The organism is Natronococcus sp. (genome assembly GCF_047921035.1).
GTDB lineage: Archaea > Halobacteriota > Halobacteria > Halobacteriales > Natrialbaceae > Natronococcus.
In genome coordinates, this window is sequence record NZ_JBLRWX010000003.1 from 40,569 (window position 1) to 53,831 (window position 13,263).

Sequence of the window (13,263 nt, forward strand, 5' to 3'; positions counted from 1 at the left end):
TGCGGTTAAGGTGTGTCGTTCGACGCTACGGCGGGCCGGGCGACCGCGAGACGACGGCCCCCTCCTCGCGGCGCTCGAGATCGACCTCCCGACCGAACGCCTCGAGCAGCGCCCGGCTGGTTTCGACGTGGTCGGTCACCCGGGGGATCCGAACCCGTCCCCCCGCGAGCGCGAGAAAGAGCAGGAGCTGATCGCCCATGTGGCGGTCGACGGCCGCGTCCCCCTCGAGGAACCGGTTCGCCGCGTCGGCGGCGTCCTCGCCGACGCGCTCGGCGGGTTTGCCCCGCTCGCCCAGCGCGCCGAACCCGGCGATTCCCGTTCCGTGGTCGACCCTAATCACCAGCGCGGAGCCCGGCGAGGGGCTCTCGGCGGTTCGCTCCTGGCGCTCGAGCACCGCGAGCTCCGTTTGCTTATCCTCGTCGACACCGTCGGCGTTCCGGCCACCGCCCGCGAGATCGAGTCGCTCGAGGGCGCCCTCGAGCTGGCGGTGGGCGACGTCCCGATCCGCGAGCGACGCGGATTCGGTCGAGTACAGCCGCACCCCCTCGAGGTCGCCACGCCGTTCGAGCGCCAGGGGCTCGAGACTCGAGGGAGCGATCCGCAGCGTCGCGCGACCCCCGCCATCGGGGTAGAACCCACGGCGATCGACCTCGCAGGACGCCACCAGCCCGTGCGCTCCGAGCAGGGGGAGCTTGACCTGCCGGAAGTACTCGAGGGGTGGCGACCACTCGACGTCCGTCCCGCCCGTCGCGGTGACCGACAGCGGCGCCTCGAGGACCGTCGCCAGCGGCAGGAGGGCGTCGAACAGCAGCGTCACGCTGCCGGCCGTGCCGATGTCGACGGCGTAGGAACCGCCCTCGAGCCCACCCGCACTCGAGCGGTCGGGATCGAACTCGACCGTCTCCGCGCCCAGTTCGGCTCCCGAAACCTCGGCGTCGCAGATCTCCGCGAGCGTCTCGAGGACGGCCAGATGCTGATTGGCCAGTCCCGGGTTCGGTCGGTCGCCGCGGACGTTCTCGAGGCGAACGGGTTCGTCCTCGAGGACTGACAGCGTGAGTGCGGTCCGAAGGAACTGCCCGCCGGCGTTCGAGCCGTCGAGTTCGCGCATGGCTCGGGGTACGGGCTCGAGTCACCTACCGTTGCCGAACGAAAAGAGCCGTCCTGGAACCGTTCGAGCCGCTGTTCAGAGCCGCTGGACCGTGTTCAGCGCGTTGATGCGTCCGGCACCGAACTCCGAACTGCTCCGACCCTCGGCACGCTCCGCGCCGTGGGCGATGTTGGTCTCGACCTCGTTGGCGTTCATGTCGGGCTCGAGTTCGCGGACGAGTCCGACCAGACCGGCGACCTGCGGGGCCGCCATCGAGGTGCCGGCCTTCCAGCCGTACGTTCCGTCGGGTTCGGTCGAGTAAACGAGGTTCGTCGGATATGGCCACTCGACGTCCGCGTCGGGATCGACGGTTTTCTCCTCCGTCTCGTAGCCGCCTCCGGGCGCACCGACCTCGATCTCGTTGGTGCCGTAGTTCGAGTAGAACGCCAACTCGTCGTTCGGTCCGCTTGCGGAGATGGTCATCACGCCCTGAACGGTTCCTGGAAGGTAGAATAGGCCACCTTGCTGGAGGTTCGTCTCGGCGTTGCCCGACGACACCGTCGAAACAGTGCCGCGGCGAGCGACGTCTTGCATCACTCGCTGGACCGCGACGCGCATACCGTCGCTGTTCGCCTGCGGGGGCTGTGGAGCGGCTCCGAGGCTGAAGTTCGCGACGTCGGCGCCGATCGATGCGGCGTAGTCGGCCCCCGCGAGAATGTCTGTGAAGCTCCCACCATCGTCGAGAACCTGTACCGAAACGATCTCCGCGTCGGGAGCAGTACCCGTTACACCCTCGGCACCCGTTGCTGCTGCGGTCCCTGCAACGTGAGTTCCGTGGTCGCCGCTATCTCCGATGTACGGACTCGGGGTCCCATCTCCATCGACGAACGCGATGCTCAGATCCTCGTTGAAGTTTGCCTCGAGATCCGGATGGCTACCGTCGACGCCCGTGTCGGCGACGACGATTCGGCTCCCTTCGCCCGTGGCGTACTCGTGGGCCTCGAACGTGTCGGTGATCTCCTTGTCCCACTGGAGATCGGTGAACGCGGCGTCGTCGGTCGTCCGCGGTTCGGCGCTCTCGACGGGGTCGGCGAGATCGACCTCGAAGTTCTCGGTGACTCCGCTGACGCCCGACACCGCCTCGAGGTCGTCCTCGGCGTCCGCCGGCCCGGAGACGATCGAGACCGACCCGCCCGCGAGTTCGCGCGTGACCGCAAAGCCGGCGTCCTCGAGCCGACTCCTCGAGCCCCCAGTGACGACGTAGGTCGTCGTCGACCCGGCGCTTCCCGTACCGATCATCCCGACCGACAGTCCCGCCGCCGTGATTCCCTGCAGCACCCGCCGCCGTGTTTTTGTATGTCGTGTCATAGCGACACAAAAGTCGATCATGGTTAGTAATGTAATCGTTATGGAACCGGTGATCGAAAGGGGATAAACTATCCACGGTAGCGGTCGAATTTTGGAAAATTCCGGCGAGCAATCGCGTCGTCGTGCGCCGCGCTCGAGGAGCGGTCACCGACGGCATGAACGGTTGGCCGACGACGCTACCGAGAACCGCGTCGGCGCGGCGCGCGGTCCGGTTCTCGACGATCGCTCTCGGGGACGCTCATCCCGACGAAGAACCCGAGGTACAGACAGAGTACCGCCAGCCACCCGATGACTATGAGTGCCATACTCATTTTGAACGATATTTTCATTAGTGTATTAATATAAGTGCTTTCTGCTCGAGCGGGCGGTATCGGCGCCGACCCGCCCTTTCCATCGATCGCGGTGACGAGGACGGCAGTTAGCCCTGGTGGCCGGGGTAGTCCCGCTCGAACCGGTCCTCGATCTCCCCTTCCTCGAGGCGGACGATCACGGGCCGGCCGTGGGGACACGAGTAGGGGTTCTCGCAGTCGTCGAGCGCCGAGAGCAGGTCGACGACCGACCCCTCGGTCAGCGAGGTGTTGCCCGTGATCGAGGGGTAACACGCGAGGTCGCCGAGGAACTCGTCGGCCAGCGCGTCGATCGTCTCCGCGCCGGCCTCGCGGTCGCCCTCGACGAACGAAGTGAGGACGTCTCGAAGCCGTTCGGGCTCGAGGGTCTCCTCGAGCACCGCGGGAACGGTCGTCACCGCGACGGTTCGGTCGTCGGTCCGGTTCGCGTGAAACCCGAGTCGGGCGAGGGCCTCCCGGTAGCTCTCGAAGGCCTCGGCCTCCGCGGCGGTGAGCTCGAGTTCGACCGGCGAGGCCAGCGACTGGGCGGCGGGGTCGTCGGCGAAGGCCTCGCGCAGGCGCTCGTAGTTGACCCGCTCGTCGGCGGCGTGCTGGTCGATCAGGACGAGCCCGTCGGGAGACTCGCAGACGAGGTACGTGTCCCGGTACTGACCGAGGACCTGCAGCGAGGGCAGCGAGTCGAACTCCGAGGCCTCGCCGTTGGCGGCCTCGCCGCCGAGCGTTCGTTGCTCGGTCGGCCCGGAAAAGCGCCGACTCGAGTCAGCCTCGTCCCGATGTGCGGGGCCGTCCGAACTCGAGTCGGTGTCGGTCGACGGCTCGGCCACCCCGTCGCTCGGCTCGACTGGCGTCTCGGACTCGGGGGCGAGCGAACCGCGAGGTGTGTCCACGCCCTCGGTGTCCCCCGTCGCCGGGCTCTCGTCGACGGTCGACTCACTCGGGCGGTCGTCACCGGTTCGCGTCGCTTCGTCCGACTCCGACGACGCCGGAGCCGGTTCGGCGTCGGCTGCCGGCGAGTCGACCCCGTCGGAGTCAGCCGTCGACGAGTCGGACGCATCGGTGTCGGAGACTCGAGACGTCGAGCGATCGGTCGACGAACTCGAGTCCCGCGGACCGGGACCCGCGGCGGCCGGCCGTCCTCCCGAGCCCGATTCGCCGGGCTCGAGGCGGGCCTCGTCGGGCGCCGACCGACCGCGGGGCGCCCCCGAGCGAAGCAGGCCGTGCTCGAGTAGCGCCGACTCGACGGCCGAATCCACCTGCCGTCGCACGGCGTCGTCGTCGTCGAAGCGGACCTCCCGCTTGCGCGGGTGGACGTTGACGTCGACGGCCTCTCCCGGCACGTCGAGGAAGAGAACGACGAACGGGTAGCGGTCGCCGCCCAGCTGCGTGCCGTAGGCGCCCATGATCCCCTCGCGGACGGCGTCGGCCGAGACGGCGCGGCCGTTGACGTACGTCGCGAGGTACTCCCGGCTCGAGCGGTTCGTCTCGGGGTGGGAAACGAGCCCGGTAACCGACTCGAGCGGTCCGACGGGAAGCTCGTCGCCGTGGGCCTCGATCGGGATCATCGCGGAGGCGACCTCGCGACCGTACACCGAGAGGACGGCGGCCTGCAGGTCTCCCTGGCCGGTCGTCGAAAAGACCTCGCGACCGTCGTGGGTCAGCGAGACCGCGACGTCGGGGTTCGCCAGCGCGTACCGTGTCACGACCCGGTTGACGTGGGCGAACTCGGTCGCGGTCGTCTTGAGGAACTTCCTGCGGGCGGGCGTGTTGTAGAAGAGGTCCGCGACCTCGACGACGGTTCCGGCGGGACAGCCCGTCGGCTCGACGCTTACGACGTCACCGCCCTCGTAGACGAGTTCGGTCCCGGCGCCGTCGCCTCCCTGCGGCCGGCTCCGGATGGTCAGTTTCGAGACCGAGCCGATGGTGTGCAGGGCCTCGCCGCGGAACCCCAGCGTGGCGACGCCCGACTCGAGGTCCTCGAGCCCGGCGATCTTGCTCGTGGTGTGCTGTCGGACCGCGGCCCGGAGATCGGCCTCGCTCATCCCGTGTCCGTCGTCGGCGACCCGGATCAGCTCGGTACCGCCCGCCTCGACGGTGACGTCGACGCTGTCGGCGTCGGCGTCGAGACTGTTCTCGAGGAGCTCCTTGACCGCGCTGGCGGGCCGTTCGACGACTTCGCCGGCGGCGATCCTGGCGACGGTGTCCTCGTCGAGCCGGCGAATCGCGGTGTCGTCCGGAGTGGTCGTATCCTCGCTCATGGTACGTAGGGGGACCGGTCGCTCCCGATACTCATCGGTAGTTCGTACTCAGAGCGGCTGGTTAGGTCTTACGCGTCACTCGGTCGGCGACGGTCCCGACGCGGGTTCCGGCGAAAGAACGAGCACGCTGGGCGCCCAACCCGACGACCGATGTCCACCGGCCTCGCGCTCGTCGACGGCGACTCGCTCCTCGTTTCGGTGCTCGTCGTCGCGGTCGCGCTCGTCCACCTCCTCCCCGACGAGCTGCCCGTCTCGAGCGGGCGCTCTCGTCACAGCCTGCTCTCGGCGGCCGGCGGCGTCTCGATCGTCTACGCCTTTCTCCACCTGTTTCCCGAACTCGACGGCCGCCGGGAGTCCCTCGAGGGCGTCGACGTCCTCGTCGGCTCGCTCGCCGGTCACCACATCTACGGGCTCGCGTTCGTCGGTCTCGCGCTGTTCTACGGGCTCGAGCGGCTGGCGGCGATCTCGCGGTCCCACGAGTTCGAACGCGACCTGGGACCGTTCGCCGACGAGCCGGTCTTCTGGATCCACGTCGGCGGCTTCGCCGTCTACAACGCGTTCATCGGGTACGTGCTCGTCCAGGGGGAGACGGGGACCGAGAGCGCGACCCTGTTCGCGGTCGCGATGGCGCTGCACCTGTTCGGTAACGACGCGGCGATGGAACAGCACCACCGAGACGTCTACCGGCGGATCGGCCGATGGGTGCTCGCGGCCGCGGTACTGCTCGGAGCCGGCGCGGGTGCCGTCTACGCGCTCGGCGACGCCACGCTCACGATCCTGCTCGGCCTGTTGACCGGCGGGATCGTCTTCAACGCGATCAAGGACGAGCTCCCTCGCACCCAGGAGAGTCGATTCTGGGCGTTCGCGGTTGGGGCGGGCGGCTACGGCTCGATCCTGCTACTCCTGTAGCACCCGGGGTTCGGCTGCCGTCGCTCCGCTCGATCCGTCGGGCTCGTGAGAATCGCGACGGCCACGGCGGCAGCTTCCGGCTCCGGGCTTTTTGAGTCGGCCGCCGTCCGTCCGGTATGGACCTGCGACGGGCCGGCGCCGTCGCTCGAGCCGTCGTAAGCGTCATCCGCGAGCACAACGTGACGTTTATGGCCGGTAGTATCGCCCACGCCGCTTTCCTCTCGATCCTCCCGCTCCTGCTGTTGCTGTTTATCCTCGTCGGGGCGGTCGGCAACGACTACTTGACCGAGCAGATCACGGTGCTAGCTCGTCAGCACCTGAGCCCCGCCGGTGAGGGGCTGGTGTTCGAGGCGCTGACCCACGCTTCCGAGCGCGCCGGCGCGTCGCTCATCGGCATTGCCTCCCTGCTGTGGGGGATGCTTCGGATCTTTCGGGGACTCAACACCGCCTTCGACGAACTCTACGGCGGGGGTGAGAGCTCGTTCGCCGAGAAGCTGCTCGACGGCGTCGTCGTCTTCGCCGTCATTCTGATCGCAACCGTCGGCGCCGGTGCCGTCGCGGCGACGCTGGCGACGGTCGATCACGCGATCATCGAGACGCTCTCCCCACTCGCGCTGCTGCTCGGCCTCTCGGTCGCGTTCTTTCCCATGTACTACGTCTTCCCCGACCCCGATATCGGCGTTCGCGAGGCTCTGCCGGGGACGATCGTCGCCGCGGCAGGCTGGGTCCTGCTCGAGATCGTCTTCGGGATCTACGTCGGGCTCGTCGACACCGTCGGCACCTACGAGACCCTCGGAGCGGTCATCCTGTTGCTCGTCTGGCTCTACGCCAACGCCCTCGTCTTGCTCGTCGGGGCGGCGATCAACGTCGTGGTCGGCGGCCACCACACCGACGAACCGGACCGGAACTCGGGCGACGAGTCGGACACGACGGAAGCCGTTCGCGTATAGCGGGTCGGTGCTACGCGAGCCGCCGGGCGCCACCCAGCCGTTCGGCGAACCGCCGTAGTTCGTCGGCCCCGATCGGCTTGACCGCGCAGGCGTCCGCCGCCTCGGACTCGACCCGGAGCGCCTCCGCCTCGAGTCGCGATCCCGTCACTACGACGACCGGAACGCCGGCGAGTCGGTCGTCGGCGCGCAGTTCGGCCAGCACTTCCTGGCCGTCCTTTCGCGGCAGATACCAGTCGAGCAGGACCAGATCCGGACGCGGCGCGTCGGCGTACTCCCCGCGCTGGCGGAGAAACTGCAGTGCTTTGACCCCGTCTCCCACGACGTGTCGGTCGCACTCTACCCCCGCCTCCTTCAGCATCTCCTCCGTGTACCTGACGTCAGCCGGATTGTCGTCGACTATCAGTAGATTTCGTAACACCCGTTCCACCTCTTACGATCACTGAACATCCAGTAGCTAATAAATGTATTTCAATATCTATGATTTTATACCGTTGCTACTAGTTAGATCGAAGATAAATACAACCGATGGTAACGCGATCGGGAACCGGACGAGGACGCGATCGCCGTCTACTCTTCGAGGCGGCGCTGCCACTCTCGGACCGTCGAGAGCAGTTCGACGGGCGAAGTTTCGTTGACGTCGACGCTCTCGAGGTCCTCGAGGACGCGTTCGGTCTCGGGGTCGAGCGACGGCTCCGGGTCGTCCCCGCCCGCCGGTCGCTCGCCGCCGTCCGCGTTCGCGGGACCGCGGAACTGCCCGCTCGAGACGTCGAACACCGTCTGGACGGGTTCGCTCGACGTTCCTCCTTTGGCCTCGATGGCCTTCTCCTCGCGCAGGCGCTCGAGCACGTCCCGCGAGCGGTCGACGACGGGGTCGGGAACGCCCGCGAGATCGGCGACGTGGATCCCGTAGCTACGGTCAGTGGGGCCGTCGCGGACGGTTCGCAGGAAGGTGACGTCGCCGTCCCGTTCGTCTGCGGCGACGTGGACGTTGGCGACGCGGGGCAACTTCTCGGCCAGTCCCGTCAGCTCGTGGTAGTGGGTCGCAAACAGCGTCTTCGCCCGGACTTCGTTGTGGAGGTACTCCGTGGCGGCCCAGGCGATCGAGATCCCGTCGTAGGTCGCCGTCCCGCGGCCGACCTCGTCCAGAATAACGAGTGACTCCTCGGTCGCAGTGTGAAGGATGTTCGAGAGTTCGCTCATCTCTACCATGAAGGTCGACCGTCCCTGCGCGAGTTCGTCGAGCGCCCCCACCCGGGTGAAGATGCCGTCGACCAGCCCGATCTCCGCCTCCTTCGCGGGGACGAAGCTCCCGATCTGGGCCAGCAGCACGATCGCGGCGACCTGGCGCATGTACGTCGACTTGCCGGACATGTTAGGTCCGGTGACGACGAGGAACCCTCGATCCTCGTCGAGGCGAACGTCGTTGGGGACGAACTCGGTCGTCTGCTCGACGACGGGGTGGCGACCCTGCTCGATCTCGAGGCGGTCGCCCCCGTGCAGCGCGGGGTTTACCCACCGGTTCTCCGCGGCGTGAGTCGCCAGACTCGCCAGCACGTCGAGGGTCGCGAGCGCTCGGCCGACGTCCTGCAGGAGCTCCGCGCGCGCGGCGACGTCCTCGCGGAGTTCCTCGAACAGCTCGTACTCGAGGTCGCCGCGTCGTTCCTCCAGACGCAGCATCTCGCGTTCCTTCTCCTCGAGTTCGGCGGTCGTGAAGCGTTTGGAGTTCTTGAGCGTCTTGATCTGCTCGTAGTGGTCGGGAACCCCGTCGGCCGCGGACTTGCCGACCTGGATGTAGTAGCCGTCGGTCTTGTTCCGGTCGACGGTGACGTGGCTCAGGCCGTGCTGGCGTTTCTCCCGGTCGGCGAGCCCCTCGAGCCACTCCCGTACCTCCTCGTGGCGCTCGATCACCTCGTCGAGTTCCGCGTCGTAGCCGTACCGGAACAGTTCGCCCTGGGTTACCGTCGACGGCGGCTCCTCGGCGATGGCGTCCTCGAGTTCGGCGCGCAGGTCGCGAGCGGCGTCCCGATCCGGACGCTCGAGGATCTCGGCCAGCGGCGAGTCGGCCAGATCCGGGTTCGCGGCGACGGCGTCGGCGACCGCCGGCAACACGGCCAGCGTCTCCCGGACCGCCACCAGATCCCGCGCGTCGGCGCTGCCGTGGCTCGCCTTCGAGGCGAGTCGGGCCAGGTCGTAGGCCTCGCCGAGCGTCTCCTGGATCTCGTCGCGGGCCAGCGCGGCCGTCGACAGCGCCGCGACGGACTCCTGGCGCCGCTCGAGGACCTCGAGCGATCGCCGCGGGCGCTGGAGCCACTCCTTGAGCAGGCGGCCGCCCGCGCTGGTCGCGGTGTGATCGATCGTGGCGAACAGCGATCCCTCGCGTTCGCCCTGCATGGTTTCGGTCAGCTCGAGGTTTCGCTGGGTGGTGGCGTCGAGGGTAACGTGGTCGTCGCCACGGTGGGCCTGGATCCGAGTCATCGAGGCCAACACCCCGGCGCCGGTCTCCTCGACGTAGTCGAGCACGGCGCCGGCGGCGGCGACGGCGGGCTCGCCGACGCCGAGGCGGTCGACGCGCTCGCCGAACTGCTCGCGGACGGCGTGGCTCGCCCGTTTGGGCGCGAAAGCCTCGGTCTCGTGGAGGGTCAGCGTCACCTCGAGGCGCTCGCGAACCAGCCCGAGCAGGTCGTCGTCGGCCCGGACCTCGGGGCCCGGCAGCACCTCGACGGGGTCGAACCGGTAGAGTTCGGTGAGCGTCTCGTCGGCGTCCTCGGCTTCGGCGACGAGGAATCGGCCGGTGGTCACGTCGGCGAACGCGAGGCCATACGCGGGGTCGTCGCCGCGAGCGCTCGAGTCGGCCACGATCGCGGCCAGGTACTGCGCGTCGGCGTCGCTGGTCTCGAGGAGCGTTCCGGGAGTAACCACCCGGACGATCTCGCGGGCGTGGCCCGAGTCGGTCTCGTACTGGTCGGCGACGGCGACCCGGTAGCCGCGCTCGACCAGCGCTTTGAGATAGGGCGTCAGATCGTCGACGGGAACGCCGGCCATCGGGTACGACGAGCCGTGCGAGGACTTCTGGGACACCTTCAGCTCCAACTCGTCGGCGACGATCTCGGCGTCCTCGGCGAAGAACTCGTAGAAGTCCCCACACTGCATCGCCAGCAGGTCGGCCTCGGTCTCCTCCTTGAGCGAGAGAAACTCCCCGACGATCCCCGTCGCCTCTGTCATAGGCAGAGCCTGGCGTCCCATCGCAAAAACCCTGCGGGATCCGGGGCGAAAGTGATCGCCGACTGTGGTCTCCGATGACTGTCACGATCGTCGTTACGGAAGTCTATGAAGCCCACTGTCGTACGGTAGCATAGACCTCATGGCTGCTCCCGACCACAGCGTGCTCGTCCCGGTCGACGTCCTCGGCGGCGAGAGCGTTCCGCGGACGCTGATCGACGCGCTCGCGTCGGTCCCGGTCGTCCTGCTGGGCTACCGCGAACTCCCCGAACAGACCGGAACCGACCAGGCTCGCGACCGGTACGGCTCGCGAGTCCGCGCCGAACTCGACGAACTCCACCGGGTCTTCGAGGACGCCGGCTGTCTCGACGTCTCGTCCAGAGCCGTCTTCACCCATGACCGACTGAAGACCTTCGAACGCGTCGCCGTCGAGGCCGACTGCGACGCGATCCTGCTGCTCAACCCCGCCCCGGTGCTCGAGCGGGTGCTCGTCGCAGTTAGGGGGGACGTCAACCTCGAGTACATCGCCCGGTTTCTGGGTGCGGTGCTCGCGGATACCGATCTCGAGGTAACGTTGTTCAACGTCGTCCCCGACGACGACGAGCGGAACCGCCGGATCGAACTCCTCGAGACCGCCGTCGACGAACTCGTCGCCACCGGCGTCGCCCGCGATCGGATCGACACCTCGCTCGTCGTCGACGGCTCGCCGACGCGGGCGATCCTCGAGGCCGCGGCCGACCACGACCTGCTCGTCGTCGGCGAGAGCCGACCGTCGATCCGTCAGTACGTCTTCCGGGATCGGGCGAAGAAACTGGCCAGAGAGACCGTCGACCCGGTGCTCGTGATTCGCGGGGAGTACCTCGAGGGGAGCGACGAAGATGCGGGCAGTGAAACGGTGTCGACGGAGGACGTCGACGTGGTCGACGACGGCTCCTGATTCGCGTTTGAGTCGGCGTACGTCCCCGCCTACGAACGTCCGACGTCCACCGTTCGATCGGGCGGCTTCTCGTCGACGTCCTCGACGTTCCGGACGACGAGCACCGGGCCGACCGACTCCGCGGCGACGCGTTCGGCGTCCTCGCCGAAGACGAGCGTCAGCAGCGACGGCGCCTGCTCGCCCATCACGACGGCGTCGTGGCCGACCGCCCTCTCGAGCAGTGCCTCGAGCGGCGGTTCGTCGACCGCGAGTTCGGTTCGAACGTCGATGCCGCGATCGGCGAGGGGAACTGCGGCCGTCTCGAGCAGCTCTTGGCCCGCGGGCTCGTCGTCGGTCGCCAGGAAGAGCGTGACGCCGATCTCCCGGTCGCCGATCAGTTCCGCGGCGAACGAGACGATCCGCTCGACGGCGACGTCACCGGTCAGCGCCACGAGCAGCCGATCGATCGGGCCCGTCGCGCCCGGGATGGCGTAGACGTCCGCAGCCGTCTCCGCGGCGACGCGATCGAACGTCTGCTTTCGATCGTGGGTAAAGACGAGGCGGTAGTCGGCGGTCCCCTCGGTCGAGCCGAACTCCGCCGCGAGATCCTCGAGCGCGTCGGTGGCCCGGTCCTCGTACTGCAGCCGCGCCTGATCGGGCGGCGTCTGCTCGGGCAGGACGTGATAGCCGAGCACGGTGACGTTCATCGGCTCGAGCAGCACCGTCAGTCCGGCCGAGACCGATTCCCCTTCCAGTACCGCCAGCGGAACGAGTATTCGTGTCATAGTGATCCTTTCAGGTCGACGTCGCGGGCGTAGTAGAAGTACCATCCGGCGGTCGCGATCATGATCCCGATGCCGACGAGCTGCGAGGCGGGCTGCATGAACCCGATCAGCGCGAAGCTGGCGACCGCCCCCAGCGCCGGGACGACGGGATACCCCGGCACCCGGAAGGCGGGGTCGTACCACTCCGGCTCGTTTCGACGTAGCGCGATCAGCGCGACGCAGATCAGGCCGTACATGATGAGATGCAGAAACGAGGCGACCTCGGCCAGTAGCTCGACGCGGCCGGTCGCGGTCAGGACGAGGATCGGCCCGCCGGCCATCCCCAGCGCGACGTGGGGCGTCCCGTAGCGGAGGTTGATTCGGCTCGCTTCCTGCGGGAGCAGAGCGTCCCTCGAGACCGCGTAGATGGCTCGGGACGTGCTCAGGACGGAGGCGTTGGCGCTGGACATCGTCGCGAGCAGACCCCCGAGGACGATCGCGAACGCGCCGGCGGCGCCGAGGTAGTGGCGACCCACCTCGACCATCGCGGTCTCGCCGAACTGCGAGAGCTGTTCGCTCCCGAAGGCGCTCGTCGCGACGAAGATCGTCGCCACGTAGAGCACGCCGACGATCACCACCGAGCCGACCATCGCCAGCGGCAGGTTCCGGCCGGGGTCTTTCATCTCCCCGGCGACGGTCGCCACCTGCGCGAAGCCGAGGTAGGAGGTGAACACGAGCGCGGCCGTCGTCAGCACGGGCATCGTCCCGAACGGGGCGAACCGCTCGGGCGCGGTCGGCTCGCCGACGAGCCCCGCCGCGTCGAGCCCGCCGTAGCCGAGAAACACGACGAGGATCGACAGCAACAGCGCGACGATCCCGTTCTGGAGCTTCGCCGCGTTCTCGGTTCCCGTGACGTTGAGCACGGTAAAGCCCGCGCCGAACAGCAGCGCCAGCGGGATGACAAGCCCCTCGCCAACGGCGATTCCGAGTTCGGCGAGCGTGTCGACGGCGTAGTAGCCGAAGCCAACGAGGTAGAAGGCCGTCGCGAACACCAGCCCGAACCACAGCGAGAGGCCGACGACGGCCCCGGCGAGCGTTCCGAGTCCGCGGGAGATGAAGTAGTAGCCGCCGCCGCTTTTGGGCATCGCCGTCGCGAGTTCCGAGGCCGGCAGCGCGACCAGCAGGGCGACGGCGGCCCCGATGGCAAAGGAGGCCGCCGCGGCTGGTCCGGCCTGGCCGGCCGCCAGTCCGGGAAAGACGAAGATCCCGGCGCCGATCATCGTCCCGATACCGATCGCGAGCCCGCCGGAGAGCCCGAGCGTCCGCTCGAGTTCGGCGTCGTCGGTGATCGTCGCCTCCTCGGTCTCGACCGTCGGTTCGGCCTGTGGCGACTCGCCCTCGATGTTGGTGCCTCCGGGCGACGACTCGTCCATGGGAGTCGATATTAT

Annotated in this window: 10 protein-coding genes; 3 read left to right on the forward strand and 7 right to left on the reverse strand. The window is 68.3% G+C overall.

Annotated features, from left to right (window positions below; translation table 11 throughout):
- Window positions 1–25: 25 nt before the first annotated feature.
- The 3 genes from rtcA to mutL all read right to left on the reverse strand — a co-directional run bounded on the left by rtcA (window position 26) and on the right by mutL (window position 5,057).
- Window positions 26–1,108, reverse strand: a complete 1,083-nt coding sequence (gene rtcA, locus ACNA7R_RS01375; RefSeq protein WP_416281736.1) for an RNA 3'-terminal phosphate cyclase — start codon at window positions 1,106–1,108, stop codon at window positions 26–28.
- A gap of 75 nt (window positions 1,109–1,183) precedes the next feature.
- Window positions 1,184–2,455 (reverse strand): S8 family peptidase, encoded by a 1,272-nt coding sequence (locus ACNA7R_RS01380; protein WP_416281737.1) that lies wholly within the window; start codon window positions 2,453–2,455, stop codon window positions 1,184–1,186.
- Window positions 2,456–2,873: 418 nt separating this feature from the next.
- Entirely contained in the window at window positions 2,874–5,057 is a 2,184-nt protein-coding gene (mutL, locus tag ACNA7R_RS01385) for a DNA mismatch repair endonuclease MutL (RefSeq protein ID WP_416281738.1), read from the reverse strand.
- Between the two features lie 150 nt (window positions 5,058–5,207).
- Between mutL and ACNA7R_RS01390 the strand changes: the two genes are divergently transcribed.
- Both ACNA7R_RS01390 and ACNA7R_RS01395 read left to right on the forward strand, forming a co-directional pair.
- The gene (locus tag ACNA7R_RS01390; RefSeq protein WP_416281739.1) at window positions 5,208–5,966 is read left to right on the forward strand and encodes a hypothetical protein; all 759 of its coding nucleotides are present in this window, start codon (window positions 5,208–5,210) and stop codon (window positions 5,964–5,966) included.
- Between the two features lie 116 nt (window positions 5,967–6,082).
- A complete protein-coding gene (locus ACNA7R_RS01395; RefSeq protein ID WP_416281740.1) occupies window positions 6,083–6,916 on the forward strand; it encodes a YihY/virulence factor BrkB family protein in 834 nt (277 codons plus the stop codon).
- A gap of 10 nt (window positions 6,917–6,926) precedes the next feature.
- Here ACNA7R_RS01395 and ACNA7R_RS01400 read toward each other — a convergent pair whose 3' ends face one another.
- Together ACNA7R_RS01400 and mutS are read right to left on the reverse strand one after the other, a co-directional pair.
- A complete protein-coding gene (locus ACNA7R_RS01400) occupies window positions 6,927–7,343 on the reverse strand; it encodes a response regulator (RefSeq protein WP_416281741.1) in 417 nt (138 codons plus the stop codon).
- A 140-nt stretch (window positions 7,344–7,483) separates the two neighbouring features.
- The gene (gene mutS, locus ACNA7R_RS01405) at window positions 7,484–10,138 is read right to left on the reverse strand and encodes a DNA mismatch repair protein MutS (RefSeq protein WP_416281742.1); all 2,655 of its coding nucleotides are present in this window, start codon (window positions 10,136–10,138) and stop codon (window positions 7,484–7,486) included.
- A 139-nt stretch (window positions 10,139–10,277) separates the two neighbouring features.
- Here mutS and ACNA7R_RS01410 point away from each other — a divergent pair, with 139 nt between their 5' ends.
- Complete coding sequence (locus tag ACNA7R_RS01410) at window positions 10,278–11,072, forward strand: universal stress protein (protein ID WP_416281743.1); 795 nt, start codon at window positions 10,278–10,280, stop codon at window positions 11,070–11,072.
- 29 nt (window positions 11,073–11,101) lie between these two features.
- Here ACNA7R_RS01410 and ACNA7R_RS01415 read toward each other — a convergent pair whose 3' ends face one another.
- Together ACNA7R_RS01415 and ACNA7R_RS01420 are read right to left on the reverse strand one after the other, a co-directional pair.
- Window positions 11,102–11,836, reverse strand: coding sequence for a universal stress protein (locus ACNA7R_RS01415; RefSeq protein ID WP_416281744.1), 735 nt, complete (start codon window positions 11,834–11,836; stop codon window positions 11,102–11,104).
- A complete protein-coding gene (locus ACNA7R_RS01420; protein ID WP_416281745.1) occupies window positions 11,833–13,248 on the reverse strand; it encodes an APC family permease in 1,416 nt (471 codons plus the stop codon). The genes ACNA7R_RS01415 and ACNA7R_RS01420 overlap by 4 nt, the downstream gene beginning before the upstream one ends.
- Window positions 13,249–13,263: the final 15 nt, after the last annotated feature.